At 60.6% G+C, this 24,070-nt stretch carries 24 protein-coding genes; 22 read left to right on the top strand and 2 right to left on the bottom strand.

The features are described from left to right. Positions 1-220: 220 nt before the first annotated feature. The 13 genes from B5F35_RS07620 (at position 221) to B5F35_RS07565 (ending at position 13,156) form a co-directional block, all read left to right on the top strand. Complete coding sequence (locus B5F35_RS07620; protein WP_087239658.1) at positions 221-1,504, top strand: AI-2E family transporter; 1,284 nt, start codon at positions 221-223, stop codon at positions 1,502-1,504. Positions 1,505-1,589: 85 nt separating this feature from the next. Then, positions 1,590-2,615 (top strand): tRNA (adenosine(37)-N6)-threonylcarbamoyltransferase complex transferase subunit TsaD, encoded by a 1,026-nt coding sequence (gene tsaD / locus B5F35_RS07615; protein ID WP_087239762.1) that lies wholly within the window; start codon positions 1,590-1,592, stop codon positions 2,613-2,615. A 103-nt stretch (positions 2,616-2,718) separates the two neighbouring features. Further along, positions 2,719-4,491 (top strand): phosphoenolpyruvate carboxykinase (GTP), encoded by a 1,773-nt coding sequence (locus B5F35_RS07610; protein WP_275532255.1) that lies wholly within the window; start codon positions 2,719-2,721, stop codon positions 4,489-4,491. A 355-nt stretch (positions 4,492-4,846) separates the two neighbouring features. Next, the gene (locus tag B5F35_RS07605) at positions 4,847-5,263 is read left to right on the top strand and encodes a DUF3842 family protein (RefSeq protein WP_087239655.1); all 417 of its coding nucleotides are present in this window, start codon (positions 4,847-4,849) and stop codon (positions 5,261-5,263) included. A 293-nt stretch (positions 5,264-5,556) separates the two neighbouring features. Beyond that, positions 5,557-6,804 carry an ABC transporter substrate-binding protein gene (locus B5F35_RS07600; RefSeq protein WP_162611368.1) on the top strand — a complete coding sequence of 416 codons (1,248 nt, stop codon included), beginning with the start codon at positions 5,557-5,559 and terminating at the stop codon, positions 6,802-6,804. After that, positions 6,779-7,864 carry a FecCD family ABC transporter permease gene (locus B5F35_RS07595; RefSeq protein WP_087239651.1) on the top strand — a complete coding sequence of 362 codons (1,086 nt, stop codon included), beginning with the start codon at positions 6,779-6,781 and terminating at the stop codon, positions 7,862-7,864. Before B5F35_RS07600 ends, B5F35_RS07595 begins: the two co-directional genes overlap by 26 nt. Further along, entirely contained in the window at positions 7,861-8,610 is a 750-nt protein-coding gene (locus B5F35_RS07590; protein ID WP_087239649.1) for an ABC transporter ATP-binding protein, read from the top strand. The genes B5F35_RS07595 and B5F35_RS07590 overlap by 4 nt, the downstream gene beginning before the upstream one ends. Positions 8,611-8,632: 22 nt before the next feature. Then, positions 8,633-9,148 (top strand): FmdE family protein, encoded by a 516-nt coding sequence (locus B5F35_RS07585; RefSeq protein WP_087239647.1) that lies wholly within the window; start codon positions 8,633-8,635, stop codon positions 9,146-9,148. A gap of 96 nt (positions 9,149-9,244) precedes the next feature. Continuing rightward, complete coding sequence (locus B5F35_RS07580; RefSeq protein WP_087239645.1) at positions 9,245-9,910, top strand: response regulator transcription factor; 666 nt, start codon at positions 9,245-9,247, stop codon at positions 9,908-9,910. Further along, a complete protein-coding gene (locus B5F35_RS07575) occupies positions 9,907-11,046 on the top strand; it encodes a sensor histidine kinase (protein ID WP_087239643.1) in 1,140 nt (379 codons plus the stop codon). Before B5F35_RS07580 ends, B5F35_RS07575 begins: the two co-directional genes overlap by 4 nt. Before the next feature lie 66 nt (positions 11,047-11,112). Then, complete coding sequence (locus B5F35_RS19180) at positions 11,113-11,880, top strand: hypothetical protein (protein WP_242969432.1); 768 nt, start codon at positions 11,113-11,115, stop codon at positions 11,878-11,880. After that, positions 11,778-12,620, top strand: a complete 843-nt coding sequence (locus B5F35_RS07570) for a 4Fe-4S binding protein (RefSeq protein ID WP_242969438.1) — start codon at positions 11,778-11,780, stop codon at positions 12,618-12,620. Before B5F35_RS19180 ends, B5F35_RS07570 begins: the two co-directional genes overlap by 103 nt. Beyond that, positions 12,617-13,156 carry a TlpA family protein disulfide reductase gene (locus B5F35_RS07565; protein WP_087239639.1) on the top strand — a complete coding sequence of 180 codons (540 nt, stop codon included), beginning with the start codon at positions 12,617-12,619 and terminating at the stop codon, positions 13,154-13,156. Before B5F35_RS07570 ends, B5F35_RS07565 begins: the two co-directional genes overlap by 4 nt. Positions 13,157-13,286: 130 nt before the next feature. Here B5F35_RS07565 and B5F35_RS07560 read toward each other — a convergent pair whose 3' ends face one another. Further along, positions 13,287-13,709 (bottom strand): SH3 domain-containing protein, encoded by a 423-nt coding sequence (locus B5F35_RS07560; protein WP_087239637.1) that lies wholly within the window; start codon positions 13,707-13,709, stop codon positions 13,287-13,289. Between the two features lie 145 nt (positions 13,710-13,854). Then, positions 13,855-14,511 (bottom strand): HAD hydrolase-like protein, encoded by a 657-nt coding sequence (locus tag B5F35_RS07555; RefSeq protein WP_162611367.1) that lies wholly within the window; start codon positions 14,509-14,511, stop codon positions 13,855-13,857. Between the two features lie 307 nt (positions 14,512-14,818). Between B5F35_RS07555 and B5F35_RS07550 the strand changes: the two genes are divergently transcribed. The 9 genes from B5F35_RS07550 to B5F35_RS07510 are packed head-to-tail and all read left to right on the top strand — an operon-like array spanning position 14,819 to position 23,427. Next, a complete protein-coding gene (locus B5F35_RS07550; protein ID WP_140401174.1) occupies positions 14,819-15,127 on the top strand; it encodes a hypothetical protein in 309 nt (102 codons plus the stop codon). Between the two features lie 27 nt (positions 15,128-15,154). Beyond that, a complete protein-coding gene (locus B5F35_RS07545) occupies positions 15,155-17,149 on the top strand; it encodes a V-type ATP synthase subunit I (protein WP_087239630.1) in 1,995 nt (664 codons plus the stop codon). 3 nt (positions 17,150-17,152) lie between these two features. Next, complete coding sequence (locus B5F35_RS07540; RefSeq protein WP_087239628.1) at positions 17,153-17,638, top strand: V-type ATP synthase subunit K; 486 nt, start codon at positions 17,153-17,155, stop codon at positions 17,636-17,638. Between the two features lie 22 nt (positions 17,639-17,660). Next, complete coding sequence (locus B5F35_RS07535; RefSeq protein ID WP_087239626.1) at positions 17,661-18,260, top strand: V-type ATP synthase subunit E; 600 nt, start codon at positions 17,661-17,663, stop codon at positions 18,258-18,260. Positions 18,261-18,263: 3 nt separating this feature from the next. Then, on the top strand, positions 18,264-19,226 hold the full coding sequence (locus tag B5F35_RS07530) for a V-type ATPase subunit (protein ID WP_087239624.1): 963 nt from the start codon (positions 18,264-18,266) through the stop codon (positions 19,224-19,226). Further along, the gene (locus B5F35_RS07525) at positions 19,219-19,548 is read left to right on the top strand and encodes a V-type ATP synthase subunit F (RefSeq protein WP_087239622.1); all 330 of its coding nucleotides are present in this window, start codon (positions 19,219-19,221) and stop codon (positions 19,546-19,548) included. Before B5F35_RS07530 ends, B5F35_RS07525 begins: the two co-directional genes overlap by 8 nt. A 22-nt stretch (positions 19,549-19,570) precedes the next feature. Next, positions 19,571-21,340: a V-type ATP synthase subunit A gene (locus B5F35_RS07520; protein ID WP_087239620.1), complete on the top strand. Its 1,770-nt coding sequence runs from the start codon at positions 19,571-19,573 to the stop codon at positions 21,338-21,340. Then, on the top strand, positions 21,340-22,713 hold the full coding sequence (locus B5F35_RS07515; RefSeq protein WP_087239618.1) for a V-type ATP synthase subunit B: 1,374 nt from the start codon (positions 21,340-21,342) through the stop codon (positions 22,711-22,713). The genes B5F35_RS07520 and B5F35_RS07515 overlap by 1 nt, the downstream gene beginning before the upstream one ends. A gap of 33 nt (positions 22,714-22,746) precedes the next feature. Further along, complete coding sequence (locus tag B5F35_RS07510; RefSeq protein ID WP_087239616.1) at positions 22,747-23,427, top strand: V-type ATP synthase subunit D; 681 nt, start codon at positions 22,747-22,749, stop codon at positions 23,425-23,427. Positions 23,428-24,070: the final 643 nt, after the last annotated feature.

The raw sequence follows: 24,070 nt of genomic DNA, 5'->3' as shown, positions 1-24,070 counted from the left end.
ATTTTCTTTTCTTTTTTGTGGATTATTGCCGCCTGCGCATACTTTCGGAGAGTTTGGGGGATACTGGAAGCGCATCGTGGGATTTTTTACCGCTTTTCCTTTACGATTCTCCACCCATGCGGTATAATAAACCGGAGAAGAGACGTGCGCGGGAAGCGTCCGCGCCGCAATGTAAGCGGACAAGCCGGACAGGCGAAGCGTCCGCAAAGGAGGGTATGTTTTGAATTGGCGTGACTGGATCGGGAACCCAAAGGTGACAAAAAAGATCCTGTTTTACATCACCTACACGGTGCTGCTTGTGTTTGCGATTTTCAATCTCCAGCAGATCCGCGACGCGCTGGGCTATTTTGTGGCTCTGATCTATCCGTTTATCATGGGAATCGCAATGGCCTTTGTGGTGAACGTGATTCTCCGGTTTTACGAGGAGCGGGTATTCGCTTTTCTGAACCGGCGAGGCTCGCAGCTGTGGGAAAAATGCCGCCGGGGTGTTTGTGTGGCGCTGTCGTTTCTCACGCTGATCCTCATTCTCACGGCGATCATCGTCTTTGTGGTTCCGGAGTTTGTTTCCTCGCTGCAAGTGCTGATTGATAACGCGCCCTTGTATATCAATCGTCTTTCCGGCGAGATCACAAGGCTTCTCAAGGAGTTCAATATCACGCAGGACCAGATCAATTCGCTCAAGCTCGACTGGTCCTCCATCCTCACCAAGGCCACAGAGCTGACCACCGGCCTGATGGATTCCGTCGTGGTGGTAACGACTTCCATCGCAAACGGCGTTTTCATCACGGCGATGGGCTTTATCTTCTGCATGTACCTGCTGTTCGGCAAGGAAAAGATCATCGGGAATGTCAAGCGGATCCTGTATGCGTATCTGCCGCGCCGCGCCGCACACCGCATCATCGAGGTGGGATCGCTTTCCAACCGGATTTTCTCCAACTTTGTGCGCGGCCAGCTCACAGAGGCCTGCATCTGGTTCGCCATGATCTATGTTCTGCTTACGTTTATTCTGCGCCTGCCGTATGCCGTGCTGATCAGCTGTATTGTGGCGCTGTGCAGCCTGATTCCGATCATCGGGCCGTATATTTCGATGTTTACAGCTGGTTTTATTCTCTTGCTTGTCAACCCTTGGTATACGCTGACGTACATTATCGCGTTCCTGATTTTGCAGCAGATTGAAGGAAACCTGATTTATCCGCGTGTGGTCGGTACGTCCGTGGGCCTGCCGGGAATCTGGGTGCTGCTGGCGATTATCCTGTGCGGCAATCTCATGGGTGTGCCGGGCATCCTGCTGGGAATTCCGCTGTTTTCCGTCATTTACACGCTTTTGAAAGAATCGACGGCACGCCGCTTGAAAGCCAGGCATATCACAAGCCGCCAGGCGATCAGCAATACGCCGCCGGGCGTGTCGGACGAGGACGATCCCGATGGAGACGAGGGTGTTCTTTATGGGGAAGAGGAGAACATCCCGGATGCGGACGGGAAGGACGCAAAGAAGGAGCCGTAAAACGGCGCTGTACGCGAAATATGGAGAGCCGCGCCGTTTGCAGGGCAGAGGGCGCGGCGTTTTGCAGAAGGAGGACCCCGAAAACATGCGAATTCTGGCTTTGGAAAGTTCCTGCGACGAGACGGCCGCCGCAGTGGTGGAGGACGGAAGAACCGTTCTGTCGAATATTGTCGCATCGCAGGTGGAAGAACACCGGCTGTACGGCGGTGTGGTGCCGGAGATTGCTTCCCGGCGGCACTGCGAGGCTGTGGCTGGCGTGACGCGCGAGGCGCTCTCCCAGGCGGGCATGACGCTCTCTGAGGTGGACGCTATAGCCGTGACCTATGCCCCCGGCCTGATCGGCGCGCTCCTGGTGGGCGTGAGCTTTGCCAAGGGGCTTGCGCTGGCTGCGAAAAAGCCGCTGATCCCGGTACATCATCTGCGCGGGCATATCGCCGCGAACTACATCACCACGCCCGACCTCACGCCGCCGTTTTTGTGCCTGGTCGTATCGGGCGGGCACAGCCATATCATTGAGGTGCAGGATTACACCCATCTGCGGGTGCTTGGCCGCACGCGGGACGACGCGGCGGGCGAAGCCTTCGACAAGGCGGCCCGCGCCATGGGGATGCCGTATCCCGGCGGTGTGGAGCTGGATCGCGTGGCTGAGGGCGGAGATGACCGGGCCTTTTCGCTTCCGCGCCCGTCCGTTGACGGCGCGCCCTACGATTTCAGCTTTTCCGGCCTGAAAACGGCCGTCATCAACCTGCTGCACAATGCGTCTCAGAAGGGGCAGACGCTTTCCGTGCCGGATCTCTCCGCGTCCTACCGGCGCGCCGTGGTCGAATGTCTGGTGAAGAATTTTGTGCGCGCGGCGAAGGATACCGGCGCGAAAACGCTTGTCATCGCGGGCGGCGTGTCCGCGAATTCCCTGCTGCGCCGGAGCCTGGAGGCGGAATGCGCGGCGAACGGCTGGCGTTTCTGCCGCCCGGATCTCTCCCTGTGCGGCGATAACGCGGCGATGATCGGATCCCAGGCGTACTATGAGTATCAGGCGGGGAACCTTGCTTCGACAGCGCTCAACGCCTGCGCTTCCATGGAGATCGCTGCTTCGGGGCCGGAAGATTTTTGAAATAATCTTGTCCCATTCATATAAATTTTAATTGATTATTTCTTAACAATAGATTATAATAAAGGAAGATGTCGGCTTATTCAGACCAGTGAAAGGAGAAACGATCGAAATGACTCAGAACAAGTCCGTTTTAAACTGGATTGAAAACATGAAAGAGCTCGTAACCCCCGATAACATCGTGTGGATTACGGGCGAAGAGGCTCAGCTGGAGGAGCTGCGCAAGCAGGCCTGCTCCACCGGCGAGATGATTAAGCTCAACGAGGAGAAGCTGCCGGGCTGCTACCTGCACCGCACCGCTGTCAACGACGTTGCCCGTGTGGAGGACAGAACCTTCATCTGCTCCAAGAAAGAGGAGGACGCTGGCCCGACCAACCACTGGATGGATCCCGAGAAGGCGTACAAGATGCTGTATGACATCGCAAAGGGCAGCTACAAGGGCCGCACGATGTATGTCATCCCCTACTCCATGGGCCCTGTCGGCTCCCATTTCGCCAAGGCTGGCGTGGAGCTGACCGACTCCATCTATGTTGTGCTGAACATGGCCATCATGACCCGCGTGGGCGAGAAGGTCTGGGAGGCTCTGGGCGACAGCAACGACTGGGTGCGCGGCCTGCACTGCAAGTGCCAGATCGACGCTGAGAAGCGCTACATCTGCCACTTCCCTGAGGACAATACGATCATCTCCGTGAACTCCGGCTACGGCGGAAACGTTCTGCTGGGCAAGAAGTGCTTTGCTCTGCGCATCGCTTCCTTCCAGGGCAAGAACGAGGGCTGGATGGCCGAGCATATGCTGATCCTCGGCGTTGAGAACCCGAAGGGTGAGATTAAGTACGTTACCGCTGCGTTCCCGTCCGCGTGCGGCAAGACCAACCTGGCCATGCTGATTCCGCCGGAGGGATACCGCTCCAAGGGCTACAAGGTCTGGACGGTCGGCGACGACATCGCCTGGATGCGTGTTGGCCCCGACGGCCGCCTGTGGGCCATCAACCCGGAGAACGGCTTCTTCGGCGTTGCTCCCGGCACCAACGAAAAGTCCAACCCGAACGCTCTGCACACCACCCGTCAGGGCACCATCTTCACGAACGTCGCTCACAACCTGGACGACAACACCGTGTGGTGGGAGGGCCTGGACAAGAATCCGCCTGAGAATGCTGTCGACTGGAAGGGCAACCCCTGGAACGGCAAGACCAGCACGGAGAAGGGCGCTCATCCGAACAGCCGCTTCACCGCTCCGGCGAAGAACTGCCCCTGCATCAGCAGCGAGTTTGAGAACGGCGCTGGCGTGCCGATCTCCGCTATCGTGTTCGGCGGCCGCCGCGCACAGACCACTCCTCTGGTGTACCAGTCCCGCGACTGGAACAATGGCGTGTTCGTAGGCTCCATCATGGCTTCCGAGACGACCGCTGCCGCGACCGGCGCTGTCGGCGTTGTGCGCCGCGATCCCATGGCTATGCTGCCCTTCTGCGGCTACCATATGGGCGACTACTTCAAGCACTGGATCGAGATGGGCGAGAAGCTTGGCGACAAGGCCCCGAAGATCTTCAATGTCAACTGGTTCCGTCTTGACGACGAGGGCCACTTCATTTGGCCGGGCTTCGGCGACAACCTCCGCGTTCTCGAGTGGATCATCGACCGCTGCGAGGGCAAGGTCGATGCCAACGAGACCGCGATCGGCTATGTCCCGAAGGCTGAGGACATCAACCTCGAAGGCCTGGACTTCAGCATCGACACCCTCAAGAGCATCCTCGAGGTCAACAACGACCAGTGGATGAAGGAAGCCGAGGGCATCGAGGAGTTCTACAAGAAGTTTGGCGACAAGCTGCCTGCCGAGCTCCGCGATCAGCTGAACAACCTCAAGGACCGTCTCTCCAAGTAAGATTTCTGCGCACCTGCGGAGAGCAAATACGGGAGCAGGTTCAGACCGTCCCGCGCCGCCGGGCCAATGCTTCACGCTGCGCCAACGCGCGGGCCGTTGCGGGACACGGCGAACCTGAGTGAAACCAATCGACCCCCTTGCGATCTTGCGTCGCAAGGGGGTCTTGCTGTACACCCGCGCTGTGACCGCAGAGCGATACAGAAGCAGGCAAAAGCTGTTCTTATGCTGCTGCAACGCCATGCGAAAGCGGAGAGGTAATCCCGCATGGCAGGCTGGCGATTCGCATGGTGCTGCTGTGCGAGTTGCTGCGGGTATCGTCTGCGTTTTGAAAAAAGGGTTGTATGAAGGAGGTAGTATGAACATTTTAGTCATTGACGCGCAGGGCGGCGGCGTGGGAAAGCAGCTTGTCGCCGCGCTGAAAAAAGCGCTGCCGCGTGCGGAGGTCGCGGCGGTGGGGACAAACAGCGCCGCCACTGCCGCCATGCTCCGCGCGGGGGCTGACCACGCGGCCACCGGTGAGAACGCCGTGGTGGTGGGATGCCGCCGGGCAGATCTCATTGTCGGCCCCGTAGGGATCGCGATTGCGGACGCGCTGTGGGGGGAGATTACCCCCGCGATGGCGCTGGCGGTTGGGCAGAGCCGCGCCCGCCGTCTGCTGCTGCCGATGAACCACTGTGAAAACCTCGTGGTCGGTGTGCGGGATCTGAACCTCTCCGCGCTGGTGCAGGAAGCCGTGGAGCGGGCGGTGGAATTTGCCGGGGAAACGGGATGATGGAGCCAAAAGAGTGGCGCCCTTTTGGACGGCAGCTTGACAAAGCGAGTCCTCTTTGGATATAATAGGAAACAGGTTTCCGCAGGAAGCGGAGACAGCGGGGCTGAAGCCCTGTGCAATCGCAAGCCACGCGGGCGGCACGCGCCGCCCGCTTCTTTCCGCGCGGCGCGGAGCCTGTTTCCGGACATGGTATGCCAGGAGGCATACGTCCTCTCATGACGAGGGGGGCGTATGCCTCCTTTTTTGTTGCCCGGATGGTTCCGCGCCGCTTGATGAACCAGAGGAGGAATCGTATGAAATCCCGTATGCATTCGCACCGTTCCCGTTTGACCCGTTTTTCCGCCCTGCTCCTGACGCTGGCTTTGATGCTGGGGCTTTCGTCCTGCATGGCGGAGCTCGCCGGGGATGCCGCCGCTCAGCCGTCGTCCGCGCAGGAGAGCAGCGACGTTTCCGCGCAGGAGGATAATGCGGCGACACGCACTGTCACCGACGTGTGGAACCGCGAGGTGGAGATCCCGGCGGAGGTGAACTCCATCGTCTGCGTGGGATCGATGGCTCCGCGCTTTGCCGCGTATCTCGACGTGATGGATCTGCTTGTAGGCGCGGAGGACAGCGACCTTGACGGCGTGGACGTGCGCTACGATTACAGCGCCGTCTACCATGATACGCTGAAAGATTTGCCCAGCATCGGCGCGGGCGGCGGCAGCGGGGAAAATAACGCATACCCTGAGCAGATTCTTTCCGTCATGCCGGACGTGATCCTCGCGGGCTTTTCCGCCGAGGCCGCCGACGAGCTTCAGCGCCAGACGGGGATCCCCGTCGTCAGCGTGCGCTACCGCGCGCAGGGCTTTCTGGATGACGATTTTTACAGCACGCTGCGCCTGTTCGCGGATGTCGTGGGCGCGCAGGAGCGGTGCGAGGACGTGATCGCTTACCTCGAAGAGTGCCGCACGGATCTGGAACAGCGCACTGCCGGAATCCCGGAGGAGGAGAAACAGCGCGTCTACACCGGAGCCGTCACATTCAACGGCCGCCATGGCTTCGCGTTTACCTACGTCAATTTCCCGCCCTTCGCGGCGATCGGCGCGAACAATGTGGCGGATGTGTTTTTGGAGTCCGCGACCGGCGAAGCCGCGCAGGAGGCCGAGCAGTCCGGCACAGCCTACGTTGGCCAGAACGGCTTTGAGGTGGATCTTGAGCAGATCCTCGCCTGGGATCCCGACGTGGTGTTCCTCGATCCCGGCAACATGGATCTGGTCAACGACGAATACAAGAGCAACCCCGGATTTTTCAGCTCCCTGCGTGCCATCCAGGAGGGCGAGGTGTATGCCATGCCATCCTCGAACGCCGCCGGACCGAACATGACCTATCTGATGATCAACGCGTACTATGCCGGAACCGTCCTGTTCCCCGACCGGTTCGCGGACGTGGACCTGTCCGAAAAGGCGGGCGAGATCATGACGAAGCTGCTTGGCCGCGATTTCTTCGACGAGATGCAGGCGGGAGGGCTGGCCTATGGAAAGCTTACCATCGGCGGATAAAGCGGGGGCCGCGCTGTACCGGCACTATCTGCGGCGCAAGCGGCTGGCTGTTGCGGTGACGGCGGCGGTGGTAGTGGCCGCGTGTCTGCTCTCGCTTATGGCGGGATCGTCGGATCTCAGTTTGGGGGATCTGCTCCTCGCTCTGGTGGGGCGCGGGACACGCCAGACCAGCGCCGTTGTGTGGAACGTGCGCGCGCCGCGCTTGTTTGCCGCCGTGGCCGTGGGCGCGTCGCTTGCGCTCTCCGGCTGCGTAATGCAGAATGTCCTGCGCAACCCGCTTGCGTCGGCTTCCACGCTCGGCGTGTCGCAGGGCGCGTCGTTCGGCGCGGCGGTGGCGATCGTCTGCTTCGGCGGCGGTACGCAGATCAACGCGGGCGGCGCGTCCGCAGCGCTCTCCATCACAAATCCGGCGCTCGTGACCACCTGCGCGTTCCTCGGCGGCATCGCCACCACGGCGGTGATCCTGCTGCTCTCCCGCCTGCGGGGCGCGTCTCCGTCCGCGATGGTGCTGGCGGGCGTGGCGCTCAGCTCGATGTTCACGGGCGGCGTGACGCTGGTGCAGTACTTCGCGGATGATGTGATGGTGGCCACCGTGGTGTATTGGACGTTCGGCAGCCTGGGACGCGCGGGCTGGGGGGAGATCGGGCTGATCGCGGCGCTGTGTTTTCTCGCCTTCCTTTTCTTCCTGCGCCGCTGCTGGGACTACAACGCGCTTGAAGGCGGTTCCCACACCGCGAAAAGCCTGGGCGTGCCGGTGAATTTTCTTATTCCGGCAAGCATGGCGATCTGCGCGCTGCTGGCCTCGGTGTCTGTGGCGTTCGTCGGGTGTATCAGTTTTATTGGGCTGATTGCCCCGCACATCATGCGCCGCTTTGTGGGGAATGATTACCGCTTTCTGCTGCCGTGCTCGGCACTGTGCGGGGCGGCGCTCCTGCTGCTTTCGGACGTTGTGTGCCGCGTGCTGGTGCCGCCTGTGGTGCTGCCGATCGGGGCGCTCACGTCGTTCCTCGGCGCGCCGCTGTTCCTGTACCTGCTGATGAAACGGAGGGGATTTTCATGATCGAGGTGGAGAACCTCTCCTATGCCTACGGCAAAACCGCCGTCCTCTCTGACGTGAGTTTTTCCGCCGGAGACGGCGAGTGTGTGGCGATCCTCGGCAACAACGGCGTGGGGAAAAGCACGCTTGTCACCTGCGTCAACCGGATCCGCACGCCCTCATCGGGCACGATCTGCATCGATGGGGAGGACGCTTTTGCGCTCAGCCGTCTGGAATTGGCAAAGCGCGTGGCCTATGTGGCGCAGAAAAATGAGATGAGCCGCGTCACCGTGTTTGACTGCGTGCTGCTCGGTCGCAAGCCGTATTTCGGCTGGACGGCGGGGGACGAGGATCTGGAACGGTGTGCGGATATGATCCGGCGCACCGGCCTTTCTCATTTGCAGCTGCGCAGTCTGGACACGCTCTCCGGCGGCGAGCTGCAAAAGGCCATGCTGGCGCGCGCGCTGGTGCAGGAGCCGCGCGTCCTGCTGCTCGACGAGCCGACCAGCAGCCTTGATCCGTCCAGCCAGTACGGCATGATGGAGCTGGTGCGGCAGATCACAAAGGAGCGGGGCCTGACCTCGCTGATCGTCCTGCACGATCTCAACCTGGCGCTGCGCTTCTGCGACCGCTTCCTGTTTCTCAGGGAGGGGCGCGCGTTCTGCTGCGGCGGGCCGGAGGTGGTGACCGGGGAGACCATCGAATCGGTGTACGGGATCCCCGCGCGCGTGGCGGAGCTGGACGGGCGGCGCGTGGCGGTGATCGGGTGAGACAGACGGCAAGGAGGACACTATGACAGATTGGGAAAAATGTGTGGAATTTCACGGCCATGCCTGCGGCGGGCTGACAATCGGGTATCAGGCCGTGCGGTACGCAAGGTCGCTTTTGGGACTGACGCGCTCGCCGGATGAACAGGTGGTGTGCATCGCGGAAAATGACGCGTGCGGTGTGGACGCGATTCAGGTGATTCTCGGGTGCAGCGTGGGGAAAGGGAACCTGATCCTGCGCGTGATGGGAAAGCAGGCGTTTTCGTTTTATGAGCGCGCTTCCGGGCGATCGGTGCGCCTTGTCCTGCGGCGCGCGCCGGAAGGGATGACGAAGGAGGAGTCCTTCCGGTATTATCAGGAGCATGAGCCGGAGGAGCTGTTCGACGTGAAGCCCGCCGTGCTGCCCGTGCCGGAACGCGCCCGGATTTACCGCACGCTCACCTGTGAAGGCTGCGGCGAGTCCGTGGGCGAAGCGTGGGTGCGCCTGCGGGACGGCAAATGCCTGTGCCTGGCCTGCGCCGGAAGCGGCTCGGAAAGCTGACAGGGGCCGGCCGCGTTCCCATGGAAAAACGCCTTGAAACAGTGTATAATAAAAAAGCCTGTGGGCGTGAAGCTGTGAGAAAACGAGGTCGGTCTTATGCGGATTCTGCTGATTGAAGACGAAAAGGAGCTTTTGCTGGACTTATCCAGAGGGCTCCATCTCAAGGGGTATGCCGTGGATCAGGCGGAAACAGGCCCCGCTGGCTACCAGATGGCGATCGATGAGGAGTATGATTTGGTCGTTCTGGATTTGAACCTGCCGGAGATGAGCGGTTTAGAGGTGCTTTCCAGATTGAAGCAGGAAAAGCCCGCGCTCCCTGTCCTCATCCTTTCCGCCAATCATCAGCTGGAGACAAAGCTTTCCGGGTTTGAACTGGGCGCGAGCGACTATCTGACCAAGCCCTTTCATTTTGAGGAGCTGGATGCCCGCATCCGTGTGCTGTTGAACCGGAAATTCATCCAGCAGACACATCTTTTGCAGCATGGCCGGATTTCCCTGGATACATTCAGGCGGGCGGCCGCGGTGGACGGCAATCCGCTGCCCCTCACCGCGAAGGAACTGGCGATTCTGGAATATTTCCTGCTGCATGAGGAGCGGCTGATCTCCCAGCAAGAGATCGTGGAGCATGTGTGGAACGGAGATTCCGATCCGTTCAGCAACTCGATCCGGGTTCATTTGTCCGCCCTGAGGAAAAAGCTGAAAGCGGCGCTGGGGTACGATCCCATCCGGACGAAAATTGGGGAGGGATATATTTTCTCATGAAGAAATTATCCTTGCGGATCCGGTATACGCTGATAACGAGCCTGTTTCTGCTGATCTCCTGCACGGCGTTGACCATTATTTCCAACTTATCCGCAAACTCCGTCATGCAGGCTATCACGCTTTCCCTCTCCGTGGAGATAGGAGAATCCGCCCAGCAGTCTCCGGATAGCTCTCCGGAAACCTCCCAGGAGCCGGAGTACATTTCGGAGCCCGCAGTGATTACGACGCGCGCCTCCTACCGTGTGTTCCGCAGGGAAAGCATCATCGCCACCGTGCTGATCGTTCTGATTGGCAGCGCCGCCACCTATGCCGCGGCGGGATATGTGCTCAAACCGATCGTTTCCCTGTCGCGGGAGGTCAAAAAGCGCGATGCGAACAATTTTGCGCAGGCGCTGCCGCTTCCCTCCAGCGCGGACGAGGTGCAGGAGCTGACGGCTTCGTTCAACGCGCTGCTGGCGGAGGTCAAGCGATCCTTCCAGCTGCAAAAGCAGTTTTCGGCGGATGCCGCGCATGAGCTGCGCACACCGCTGGCCGTCATGCAGACGAAGCTGGATGTTTTTGCGATGTCCGGCGAGCTGCCGCCGGAGGCGCAGGAGTTTGCCAAAAACCTCCAGGCACAGCTGGCACGTCTGAGCTCGCTGGTGGAGGACTTGCTCTGGTTCAGCCGCGATTATCCGCTGGAGCCTGTGGAACCGGTGCGGCTGCTCCCCTTGCTGGAGGATATTGTGGAGGAGCTTTCCGACGCCGCGCGGGAAAAGGGGATCCGGGTGGAGCTTCACGCTTCGGATTGCGTTGTCCAGGGGCAGGATTGCCTGCTGGAGCGCGCGTTTTACAATCTGCTGGAAAACGCCATCAAATACAGCCCGGACGGCACGGTGGTGGAGCTGAGCGCCGCTGTGCAGGAGGGGGCGGCCGTGGTCCGCGTTGCGGATCAGGGCGAAGGGATTCCCGAGAAATACCGGGAGGAAATATTTGAGCCGTTTTTTCGTGTCGAAAAATCCAGGAACCGCGCGGTCGGGGGAAGCGGGCTGGGCCTTGCGGTGTGCAAAAAAATTCTGGAACGGCACCGCGCGGTGATCCGTGTGCTGCCCCGCCATCCGTGCGGAAGTGTTTTTGAGGTGACGTTCCCCTCTTAACACCCGCTTTATATGCTGTGTGCTATACTCCTTCTGCAAAAACCAAATGCAGAAGGAGTTTTTTTCATGAAACGATGGACAGCAATTCTGGCGGCGGCTGTGTGTGCCTTTTCCGCCGTCTCCTGCGCCGCGCAGAAGCCCGCGCTGGAGGAAGTGGAAAAAGCAATCGCGGATGGCAATGTAACGGTGGAGGACGCTTTGGAAAAGGGCTGGGTCACGCAGGAATGGGCGGACCAGTACCGGGAGTCCAACACGGTGGACGCGGCGGATAAATCGGAATCCTTTGCCGTGGGAGATTTTCAGACGCAGACGCTTTCCGGAGAGGACTTTACCCAGGAAGATCTCAGCCCGGTGACGTTCTGGGCGTTTCTGGATCCGGCGGACCCCGCTGCCAAGGAGTGGTATCAGGAGCTGGCGGATGCTTATGACGAGATCCGGGAAAAGGGAGCCGAGACTTTGATTTGCTGCAAAACAGAGGGGGACACCTCCCTGTTTGAGGACGCGCCGTTTCCGGTGATCCGTTACAACGACTTGGTCAAAGAGGCGCTGGACAGCATGAATATGGCGGATATGGTGGAGGAGCTGCCCAATACCGGAAACTGGTTTGTGGGAGAATACTTTGCTTCGGCATGGTATTCCAAGCTCGAAGGGGTTGATTTGCCATATTTGTCTGGAGTGTGTCGGCATTGGATAAGAAGAATACAAACAAGCCGGGGCGGAAACGCTGGCGGATCCAGCTTCTGGCAGCCCTGCTCTCCAATCCGTTCCTGCTCAATTTCTTTCAGGGAAGCATTTACAGGGGAAAAGGGAAGCTGGTATGTGTGCCGGGGCTGAACTGTTATTCCTGCCCGGGCGCGGCCGGCTCCTGTCCCATCGGCGCCCTGCAAGCGGTCATGGGGGCTTCCAAATTCCGTGTTTCCTTTTACATTGTGGGGATCATCGCGCTGATCGGCGTGCTGCTGGGGCGGTTTGTCTGTGGATTTTTATGCCCGTTCGGCTGGTTTCAGGAGCTGCTGCACAAAATCCCCTCCAAAAAATTCAGCACAAAGCGCCTGCGGGTGCTGACCGGTCTCAAATATCTCATTCTCGCCCTTTTTGTCTTTGTTCTGCCGAATACGCTGGTCAACGAGGTGGGCATGGGCGATCCCTTTTTCTGCAAATATATCTGCCCTGCCGGTATTCTGGAGGGCGGAATCCCGTTATCCCTTGCAAATGAGCAGATCCGTGCCAGCCTAGGATGGCTGTTTACCTGGAAAAGCTGCATCTTGCTTGCTGTAGTGGTGCTGGCGGTTTTCTTCTATCGCCCATTCTGCAAATGGATCTGCCCTCTCGGCGCTTTCTACGCCCTGTTTCAGAAAGTATCCGTATACCGCTTGGCTGTGGATTCCCAAAAATGTACCGGCTGCGGCGCGTGCAGCCGGGTATGCAAAATGGATGTGGATGTCTGCCGCACCCCAAACCATCCGGAGTGCATCCGGTGCGGGGACTGCATCAGCGCATGCCCGCATCAGGCGATTTCCCGATCGTTTTCCATACGTTCGTCCCATCTGCTGCAAAAGAAGGAAAAAACATGAAGAAGGCAGTTTCCTTTATCCTGAGCGCCGTGTGTCTGGCGGCGGTCCTGTCCGGCTGCGCCTCAGACAGCGGCGATCTTTTGACAAAGACGCCGTTTCCCGAATTTTCGGAAAAGGATATGGCGGGCAACACCGTGAGCAATGATATTTTTTCCGAATATGATGCCACCATCGTCAATTTCTGGAACAACGGGTGCGGCTCCTGTATTGCCGAAATGCCGGAACTGGAAGAGCTGTATCACGAATTTCAGGAGCAGAACATCAACCTGATTGGAGTGGGAGCGGATTCCGGTGAAAGTGAGGAGCAGCATGAAACCGCGCAGAATATTCTGAAGGAAAAAGAAGTTACTTATCAGAATATTTCTCCGGATCCGGAGGGCTCCTTCTATCAGGAATTTGTGTCGGAGCTGAGCACTTATCCCACCACCTATCTGGTGGACAGCGAGGGCAATATCATCGGAGCACCCATTGCCGGAAACGTAAAAAAGCAAAAGGACAAGATCCAGCAACGGATCGATAAAATTCTCAATCCATAAAAAACGCCCCTTCACCAGCCCGGGATCGGCGGCTGTACCGTCGGCCGATCCATTCGCGGGCCCGGAAGGGGCGTTTGTATGTGTTTTGTATTTGAGCGCCTGGGGCATCCCCGGTGCGGGAGAAAGCGGTTTACGAAGCAGGAACGGAAATCACTTCGCTGAATTCGGGGGAGACATAGGCTTCCTCACCGCCGAAGATGATCTTCCGCCAGCCCTCGCTCTCGCCCAGATATTGAAAGCGTTCCCCGGGCTTTGCGCTGCCAAGCGCCGGATAGCCTGTGCCGGGGCCCTCGCGCACGTTGAGCGAGCTTCCCTCCTGCACATTGATGACCTGTACCATGTCGACAAAGCGCACCATCAGCTCCGGCACCACCACAAACGGGATGGTGATGGAAGCAGCCGCTGTGCCGCTTTCCGCGGCGGAGGAAGCGTCTGAAGCTTCGGAAGCGGCAGAGGAAGCGGACGGGGATGGTTCCCCTTTTTTTCCGCAGGCTGTCAGCCCGCACAGCAGGCAGAGCGCCAGCGCAAGGCATGCGATCCGATGGTGTTTCACGTTCCTCCCGCCTTTCCGGTTCGTCTTGTCAAATCTGGTGGTTCTCTTTCATTATACTGCGGATTTTGAGGAAAGTACAATAAAAAAATTGTAATCTTTCTGAAAATTTTGCGCGCTTTGAGAAAGCAAAAAGCGCCTGTTTCCTTCAGCCGATCAGCAGTCTGCGCAGCTCCCCGGCATCCGCGGCAAAGACGCGCGCGCCCTGTTCCTCCATATCCTCGCGCGTGCCGTAGCCATAGAGTACCCCGATGAACGGCACCGCCGTGTCGCGCGCCCCGGCGGCATCGTAGCGCGTGTCCCCAATCATCACGGCCCGCGAGTTGTCGTGCTCCCCGAGCGCGTCCAGCGCGCGGCGGATCAGCGCCGGCTTTTCCCCGCCTGTACCGTCCGGATTGGCGCAGGCGAAGAAGTCAAACGTGTCCCAGAGGGAAAACGCGTCCATCATGGCTTCCATGGCCGGGCGGGGCTTGGTGGAGGCCACCGCCAGCTTTGCCCCTTCCTGCCGCAGATCGCGCAGGAGCTCCGGAATCCCGGGGAAAAAGCGGCTCATGCGCCAGTTTCCCGCGAGATACCGCGCCCGGTGCCAATGCCCGGCGCGCTGGGCCATCTCGTGAGGCATTCCCGCGATGCGCTCATAGCTTTCGTGCGACGGCGGCCCCACAAAGCGGCGCAGCCGCTCCGGCTCCGGTTCCGGCCAGCCGAAGTGAGCCATCGTTTCCCGCGCCGTCTGTAAAATTCCTTCGCCGGACTCAAAGACTGTACCGTCGAGATCCCACAGAACCGTATGATAAAAAAGGGACAAGAAAATCCTCCTTCTTTCTTCTCTTTGTTTCGTTTTCCATGTGTTTCTGATTATATCACAACATTCGATTCCCGTGCAACGAACCGTGCCGGAAGAGAGGGAACACGCGGCGCTTTCGTCATAATCGACAAAATCAGAGCGCTTTTCTGGGGAGGGAAAGAGATTCTCTTACAGAATTATGCTTGAATTCCAGCCCGGGATCCTGTACAATAAAAGCTGTTCCGATTTTATAAAAATCAAAATAATCGAGCAAGAAAATTGTCGTTTCTGCGTGGAATACGCGGGCGGCGGAACAGGTGGTGAGATCGTGGCACAGGAAACGCTGGAACGGATCCGGCAGGCGGAGGAGAAGGCTGAAGCCCTTGAGCAGGAGGGAAAGCGCCAGGCGCAGGAGCTGCTGCAAAACGGAAAAGCCGAGGCTGCCGCGAAAGAAAAACGGCTGACGCAGGAGGCGATCGAGCGCGGGCAGGAGCAGATCCGCAAAGCTGAGCAGGAGGCAAAGGCCGTCCTCAGCCGGGCGGACGCGAACGCCGCGAAAGCGATCGAAGCGCTGCGGGCACAGGCGAAGCAGAATGAGCAGGCGGCGGTAGAAGCCGTTCTGCGGCGTCTGGCCTGACGGCCGGGGGAAGGAGGAATCAGTTTCATGGCAATCGTACAGATGCAGCGCATCCGCGTGTGCGGACTGCGGCGGCAGAGGAAGCACATCCTCGAGCTGCTGCAAAGGCGCGGCGTCGTGGAGATCGACGAGCCGGGAGAGGATCAGGCGGGCTTTGAACGCGCGGACGTGTCCTCCCAGCGGGCGTCGCTGGAGAAGGAGCTGCGCCAGACACAGGAGGCGCTGCAAATCCTTCAGGAGGCCGTGCCGGAGAAAAAGCCCCCGCTCTCCATGCTGGCCGGACGAAGTCCGCTCACGGAGAAGGAGCTGGAGGATTTCCGGGAACAGAGCGCAAAAACGATGGCGCTCATCCGGCAGGTGACATCCGCCGCCCGGGAGCGCGAAGAAATCCGCTCCTCGCTTCTGCGGCTTGAGACGGAGGAGGAGGCGCTTGCCCCCTGGTCGTCGCTTGACGTTCCCCTGCGATCGCGCGGGACCAAAACGACGGCCGTGTTTGCCGGGACGCTGCCCGGCGAATGGACGGCGGCCGCGCTGGAGGGCCGGGCCGAGCCGATCCCGCTCTCCGTGGAGATTGTGAGCGTTTTGCAGGATCAGACGTGTTTGTTTGCCGTCTGCCTCAAGCGTGACCGGGAGGCGGCGGAGCAGTTCCTTCGCTCACTCGGATTCGCGGCGCCCGCGGCGGCGGGCAAAACGCCCCCCTCCGAGCGGCGGGAAGCCATCGCGAAGGAGCGCCGGGAACTCAAACAGCGGGAGGAGGAGCTGCAAAAGGAGCTGGGCAAGCTCGCCGATCAGCGCCGGGACATTCAGCTTCTCGCGGACAGCCTGACCATGCGCATAGAAAAATACCACATGATCGACCGGCTGCTGCAAACCAGGCACACCTTCCTCTTTGCGGGCTATGTGCCCGCCGCGAACGGTCCCGCTCTCGAAAAGGAGCTGGAAGCGTGCGGCGCGGCGGCGGAGCTCTCCGCGCCGGGGCCGGAGGACGATGTGCCGGTGCTTCTCAAAAACAATAAATTTACCGAGCCCGTTGAGGGCGTGCTGGAATCGTACAGCATGCCGGGCAAGGGCGAGATCGACCCCACGCCCGTCATGGCCATCTTTTATTATGTCCTGTTCGGCATGATGCTCTCGGATGCGGCGTATGGCCTGATCATGGTGATCGCCTGCGGCTTCTGCCTGCTCCGCTTCAAAAACATGGAACCGGGGATGCGCAAAAGTCTGCGGATGTTTTTCTTCTGCGGTATCTCCACCGCGTTCTGGGGGTTTATGTATGGCAGTTTCTTCGGGGACGTGGTGGCCGTGTTCAGCAAAACCTTCCTCGGGCATGAAACGGTGCTCGCGCCGCTGTGGTTCGCCCCCGTGGACGACCCGATGCGGATGCTGCTGTTCTCAATGCTCATGGGTATTATCCAGATTTTCGCCGGACTGGCGCTGTGCGCGTACCAGCTGCTGCGGCAGAAGCGCGTGAAGGACGCGATCTACGATGTGGCCTTCTGGTATCTGCTCGTCGGCGGGCTGATTTTCGCGCTGCTGTCCTCCGATATGTTCTCGCAGATCGCCAAAATGGACAAGCTTCCGGCGATCTTCGGCACGGTGGGCGGCGCGTGCGCGGCCGTGGGTGCTGTCGGCATCCTGCTCACGGGTGGGAGAGAGTCGAAAAACCCCGTCAAGCGGCTGCTCAAGGGTGCGTATGCGCTCTATAATGTCACGGGCTACTTAGGCGACATCCTTTCCTATTCGCGTCTGCTTGCCCTCGGTCTTGCCACAGGCGTCATCGCGGAGGTTATCAACTCGATGGCCGTGATGGCGGGCGGCGGGGTGATTGGATTCATCGCCTTCGTCATCATTTTCGTGTTTGGCCACACAGTCAACATCGGGATCAACCTGCTCGGCGCGTATGTGCATACGAACCGTTTGCAGTTTGTGGAATTCTTCGGGAAGTTCTATTCGGGAGACGGGCGGAAATTCACCCCGTTTGCCGATCACACCAAATATTTTAAAATTCGAGAGGAGAAATAAAAAATGGATCAACTTGGTATGGCATTGGCACTGCTCGGAGCGGTTCTCGCGGCACTTCTGGCCGGCATCGGGTCGGCAATCGGCGTCGGTATGGCAGGTCAGGCGGCGGCAGGCGTCGTCACGGAGGATCCCGGCAAGTTCAGTAAGCTGCTCATTTTGCAGCTGCTCCCCGGTACCCAGGGTATTTACGGCTTTCTGATCGCGTTCCTCACGCTTTCCCAGATCGGCGTCATCGGCGGCGGAGCCGTCGAGGTGTCCATGACGAAGGGCATGCTGTATTTCCTCGCCTGCATGCCGATGGCGTTTGTGGGCCTGTGGTCGGCCATCCGTCAGGCGAAGGCGGCCGTGTCCTGTATCGGCCTGATCGCAAAGCGCCCCGACCAGCTCGGCAAGGCCATCATCCTGCCCGCCATGGTCGAGACCTACGCGATTCTGGCTCTGCTGGTGTCCATCCTCGCCATCTTCGGCATCACTCCTCTCGCCCTCTGATTCGCGGGAAAGGAGCGCTCGCATGACTGGGATTGACAGAATTTCAACGGAGATCGAGGAGGGCGGGCGCGCTGCGGCCGCCCGGGCACTGGAGGACGCCCGCCGCGAGGTGGAGGGCTACGCCGCCGCCGAGGCTGCCCGCGGGGAGGAAACCCGCCGCGCCGCCGCGGAGGAAACCGAGGCGCGCTGCCGCTCCATCGCGGAGAGGGCTGTTTCGGCCGCCGCTCTGCGCGAGCGCCAGGCGCTTCTCGCGGAAAAGCAGCGCCTTCTCAGCGGGACGCTGGATCGCGCGAAGCAGTCCGCCCTCGATCTGCCGGACGCAGACTATTTTGCGCTGCTGCTGCGCATGGCGGAGCGGTATGCTCTGCCGAAGGACGGCGAGGCAGCGTTTTCGGCCCGCGATTTGAAGCGGATGCCGAAGGATTTCCCGCAGAAGCTTTCTGCGGCGGCGCAGAAGGTGGGCGGCGCGCTTGCCGTCTCGAAGGATCCGCGCGCCATCGACGGCGGCTTTGTGCTGATCTACGGCGGGATGGAGGAGAACTGCTCCTTCGGGGCCCTGTTCGACGCAAACCGCGAGGACTTTCTCGACGCGGCGCGGGCCGCCCTGTTCGGGGAGGGCTGAGCCATGGCGGAGAAGGAATTTGCCTACGCCGTCGCGCGCATCCGCTGCAAGGAGATGACGCTGCTTGACAGCGCGTTTCTCGAGCAGCTGGTCGCCGCGAAGGATGAGGACGACTGCCTGCGGCTTCTCGTGGAGAAGGGCTGGGAGTCCGCCCCGGCGGAGGAAATGCTGGCCGCCGAGGAGGAAAAGACCTGGGCGCTGATCCGCGAGCTGGTTCCGGATCAGCAGGAGCTGTTCGACGCTCTGCTCTATGAAGCCGATTTTCACAACGCGAAGGCGGCGGTGAAGGCGGTCTGCATGAATGCCGACCCCGCCCGCCTGTTCCTGCCGCGCGGCACAGCGGACGCTATGGAGGTGTACCGCGCCATCAAGGAGCGCGAGTGGGACGCCCTGCCGGAGCATTTGCGGGAGGCGGCGCACGAGGCCTTTGAAACCCTCCTGCACACGCAGGACGGCCAGCTCTGCGACGTGATCCTCGATCGCGCGGCCCTCGATGCGATTCTCGCCGCGGCCAAACGGTCGGGCAGCGATCTGCTCGAGTCGTGGGCGGAGCGCAAGGTGGCGGCAGCCGATATGAAAACAGCCGTGCGCTGCGCGCGCACGGGAAAGCCGCTCTCCTTTGCCCGCCGGGCGCTGGCCCCGTGCGCCACGCTCGACGCGGACGCGCTGGCGCAGGCCGCCGCACAGGGCGAGGAGGAGCTGACCGCGTATCTCGCGGGCACGCCCTACGCCGAGACGGCAAAGGCGCTCGAGGAGTCGTTTTCCACATTTGAACGGCGGTGCGACAACCTCCTCATCGAGGAGATCCGCCCGCAGAAATACAACCCGTTTACGGTCTCGCCGCTGGCGGCCTATGTGCTGGCCCGCGAGAACGAGGTCAAATGCGTGCGGGTGATCCTTTCGGGCAAGCGCAACGGCCTGCCTGAGCAGTCCATCCGGGAGAAGGTGAGGGAGACGTATGTATAGAATCGCCGTTGTGGGCGACCGTGACAGCGTGTACGGCTTCGCGGCGCTGGGTCTCTCCGTTTTTCCCGCGGAGGACGCGGGAGAGGGCGCGCGGCTGCTGCGCCGGCTCTCCGAGCAGGAGGGCGACGGGGCTTACGCCGTGATCTACATCACGGAAGCGCTCGCCGCGCAGCTGGAGGAGGAGATCGACCGGCTGCGGGAGCGCCGTTTTCCCGCCGTCATCCCGATTCCCGGCGTTTCCGGGAACACCGGGGCCGGTATGCGCGCTGTAAAAAAGAGCGTGGAGCAGGCAGTCGGCTCCGACATTATTTTCAACAACTGACGGAAAGGGCAGGAGAAAGAGGATGAGCAAAGGAACCATCAAGAAGGTGGCCGGCCCCCTCGTTATCGCGGAGGGGATGCGCGACGCGAGCATGTTCGACGTTGTGCGCGTCAGCCGGGAACGCCTGATTGGGGAAATCATAGAGATCCACGGCGATCAGGCTTCCATCCAGGTTTATGAGGAGACGAGCGGCCTTGGCCCCGGTGAACCGGTGGAGAGCACCGGCGCACCGCTCTCCGTGGAGCTTGGGCCGGGCCTGATCGGCAGCATTTTCGACGGCATCCAGCGTCCGCTGGTGCAGATTATGGAGGAGTCGGGGAACAACCTGCGCCGCGGCGTGGAGATCCCGTCTCTCGACAGAGCGAAGAAGTGGAAGTTTGTCCCCCGTGTGGCCGCGGGCGATACGGTGCGCGAGGGCGACGTGATCGGCGTGGTGCAGGAGACTCCCATCGTCGAGCAGAAAATTATGGTTCCGCCCGGGGTGGGCGGCGTGGTCGCCTCGATCGAAGCGGGCGAATTCACCGTGGAGGACACGGTGGCTGTGCTCAAAAATGAGAACGGCGGCGAGACGAAGCTGACGCTCATGCAGAAGTGGCCGGTGCGCGCGGGCAGACCACACGCGGGCAAGCTGCCGCCGGACATGCCGCTTGTCACGGGCCAGCGTGTCATTGATGCCATGTTCCCGATCGCAAAGGGCGGCGTGGCGGCTGTGCCGGGCCCGTTCGGCAGCGGAAAAACGGTCGTGCAGCACCAGCTTGCGAAGTGGGCCGAGGCGGATATCGTGGTTTACATCGGCTGCGGCGAACGCGGCAACGAGATGACGGACGTGCTCAACGAGTTCCCGGAGCTGAAGGACCCGAAAACGGGCTACTCGCTCATGCAGCGCACCGTGCTGATCGCGAACACCTCCGACATGCCTGTGGCGGCGCGTGAGGCGTCGATCTATACAGGTATCACGATTGCGGAGTATTTCCGTGATATGGGCTATTCCGTGGCCCTGATGGCTGACTCCACCTCCCGTTGGGCGGAGGCTCTGCGCGAGATGTCGGGCCGTCTGGAAGAAATGCCCGGCGAGGAAGGCTACCCGGCCTACCTGGGCAGCCGTCTGGCGCAGTTCTATGAGAGAGCGGGCCGCGTGCACACGCTCGGCAGCGAGCCGCGTGAGGGCGCTCTGTCCGTCATCGGCGCCGTGTCGCCTCCCGGCGGCGATATCTCCGAGCCGGTTTCGCAGGCGACGCTCCGCATCGTCAAGGTGTTCTGGAGCCTTGACTCCGCACTGGCCTACAAGCGCCATTTCCCGGCGGTCAACTGGCTGACCAGCTACTCGCTCTACACAGACAACATGGGCGGATGGTTCGATGAGAACGTCGATCCCGAGTGGATGCACCTGCGCCAGCGCCTGATGGGGCTCTTGCAGGATGAAGCGGAGCTCGAGGAGATTGTGAAGCTCGTCGGTATGGACGCGCTTTCCGCGCCTGACCGTCTCAAGCTGGAAGCCGCGCGCTCCATCCGCGAGGACTTCCTGCATCAGGACGCCTTCCATGAGATCGATACCTACACCCCGCTGAAAAAGCAGGATATCATGATGCGTCTGGTGCTCGACTACTACGAAGAGTCCACACAGGCGCTCTCCACGGGCGTTTCCGTGGAGGATCTGGTGGCCCTGCCGTCGCGCGAGCGGATCGGCCGCTTCAAGTATACGCCGATCGAGGACGTGGACGCGGCCTATGAGGACGTGCGCCGCGCACTCGCCAAGGAAATCGCGGACTTGCAGCAAAAGGAGGACTTCTGATGCCAAAGGAATACAGGACCATCCAGGAGGTGGCCGGCCCTCTGATGCTGGTGCGCGGCGTGGAGGGCGTCACCTATAACGAGCTGGGCGAGATTGAGCTGGCCAGCGGCGAGAAGCGCCGCTGCAAGGTGCTCGAGATCGACGGCGGCAACGCGCTGGTGCAGCTCTTTGAGAGCTCCACCGGCATCAACCTGAGCAACAGCCGCGTCCGCTTTCTGGGGCGCAGCATGGAGCTGGGCGTCTCGGAGGATATGCTCAGCCGCGTGTTTGACGGCCTGGGCCGCCCGATCGACGGTGGGCCGGAGATCCTGCCGGATAAGCGTATGGACATCAACGGCCTGCCGATCAACCCGGCGGCACGCAGCTACCCGCAGGAGTTCATCCAGACGGGCGTTTCGGCCATCGACGGCCTGAACACCCTCGTGCGCGGCCAGAAGCTGCCGATCTTCTCCGCGAGCGGTCTGCCGCACGCTCAGCTGGCGGCGCAGATTGCGCGTCAGGCGAAGGTGCGCGGCACGAGCGAGCCGTTCGCCGTTGTGTTCGCGGCCATGGGCATCACGTTTGAGGAGAGCAGCTTCTTCATTGAAAGCTTCCGCAAGACGGGCGCCATTGACCGTACCGTGCTGTTTATCAACCTCGCGAACGATCCCGCCGTCGAGCGTATCGCAACGCCGCGCATGGCACTGACGGCCGCGGAATACCTCGCCTTTGAGCGCGGGATGCACGTTCTCGTCATCCTCACTGATATCACGAACTATGCCGACGCCCTGCGCGAGGTTTCCGCCGCGCGCAAGGAGGTGCCGGGCCGCCGCGGCTATCCCGGCTATATGTACACCGACCTTGCGTCCCTGTACGAGCGCGCCGGACGGCAGAAGGGCCGCTCGGGCTCCATCACGATGATCCCGATCCTGACCATGCCCGAGGACGACAAGACCCACCCAATCCCCGACCTCACCGGCTACATCACGGAGGGGCAGATCATCCTGAGCCGTGAGCTGTACCGCCGCGGCGTGACGCCGCCGATCGACGTGCTGCCGTCGCTGTCGCGTCTGAAGGACAAGGGCATCGGCGAGGGCAAGACGCGTGCCGACCACGCGAACACGATGAACCAGCTGTTCAGCGCCTACGCGCGCGGTAAGGACGCCAAAGAACTGATGACGATCCTCGGCGAAGCGGCTCTGACGGACATCGATAAGCTGTATGCCAAGTTCGCGGACGAGTTTGAAAAGGAATACGTTTCGCAGGGCTACGAGGCCAACCGCGATATCGAGGAGACGCTGCGGATCGGCTGGAAGCTGCTCTCCATCCTGCCGCGCTCCGAGCTCAAGCGCATCAAGGACGAGTTCCTGGATGAATACTATGGCAAGGAGTAACGCGCGGACAAACCCGAAAGGAGGCGAGGCGGCTTGGCCGGAACGCATGTAAACCCGACGCGCATGGAGCTGACGCGCCTCAAGCGCAAGCTCGTCACCGCCGTGCGCGGGCATAAGCTGCTCAAGGACAAGCGCGACGAGCTGATGCGCCAGTTCCTTGATCTGGTGCGCGAGAACAAGATGCTGCGCGAGCGTGTAGAGGAGGGCCTGAAAATCGCGAACGCGAATTTCGCGATGGCCCGTGCCGCCGATCGCGGGGCTGTGCTCGATGTGGCCCTCATGACCCCCAAGCAGGAGGTGCAGCTTGAGGCGGGTGTGAAGAACGTGATGAGCGTTGAGATCCCTGTCTTTACCACGAAAACGCGCACCCCGGATCCCAATGATATTTATTCGTATGGCTTTGCATTCACGTCCGGCGATCTGGATGTGGCTGTGCGGTCGCTTTCCGATCTCCTGCCCGACCTGCTGCGTCTGGCGGAGGTGGAAAAATCCTGTCAGCTGATGGCCGCAGAGATCGAAAAGACGCGCCGCCGCGTCAACGCGCTTGAGCACGTCATGATTCCCGATATGCAGGAGAACATCCGCTATATCACGATGAAGCTCGACGAGAACGAGCGCAGCACGCAGATCCGCCTGATGAAGGTCAAGGACATGATGCTGAAGGAAGCCATCGAGGAGAGACGGGCGAAAAGCGGACTCGAAGCAGAGGGATGACCCTTTTCGCCTTGACAGCGGCGTAGAAATTCGGTATCATAAAAACAGAAGGGGCGCTGCCGCATGACGGTTAGCCCCAATTTCTGGTCAAACTAAATTGCTGACCGCTTGGGTGCCGTCCAAGCGGTCAGCACGCTTTTGGGGCTATGTAAAGCATCATCAGAACGACGATGACAAAACACACCGCGAAGCGGAGGACTTTCGCCCAACGCCCGTTTCCCATGCGCATCACCCCCTTTCACAAGGGAGTGGCTAACCGCCATTTTGCAACAGCGCCGGAACGATCATAGCATAGGAGTAAAAGGTTGTAAAGGGTCGTATTGTGGAGAGAAGGGCGAGAAGCAGACAGCTCATGAAGGGATGACCTCTTTCACCTTGACAACCATAGAGAAATTGGGTATCATAAAAACAGAAGGAGCGCTGTTGCATGACGGTTAGCCCCAAGCAAGTTAATAGCTAAGCTAAGTTAACCGCTCGGTGGCAGCCGGGCGGTTAACACGCTTTTGGGGCTATGTAGAGCATCATCAGAACGATGATGACAAAACACACCGCGAAGCGGAGGACTTTCGCCCAACGCCCGTTTCCCATGCGCATCACCCCCTTTCACAAGGGAGTGGCTAACCGCCATTTTGCAACAGCGCCG

This window comes from Anaeromassilibacillus sp. An200 (assembly GCF_002160025.1).
Taxonomy (GTDB): domain Bacteria; phylum Bacillota; class Clostridia; order Oscillospirales; family Acutalibacteraceae; genus Caccousia; species Caccousia stercoris.
Note: the sequence above shows the minus strand (reverse complement) of the source record. Positions and strands in the feature narration are given on the sequence as shown.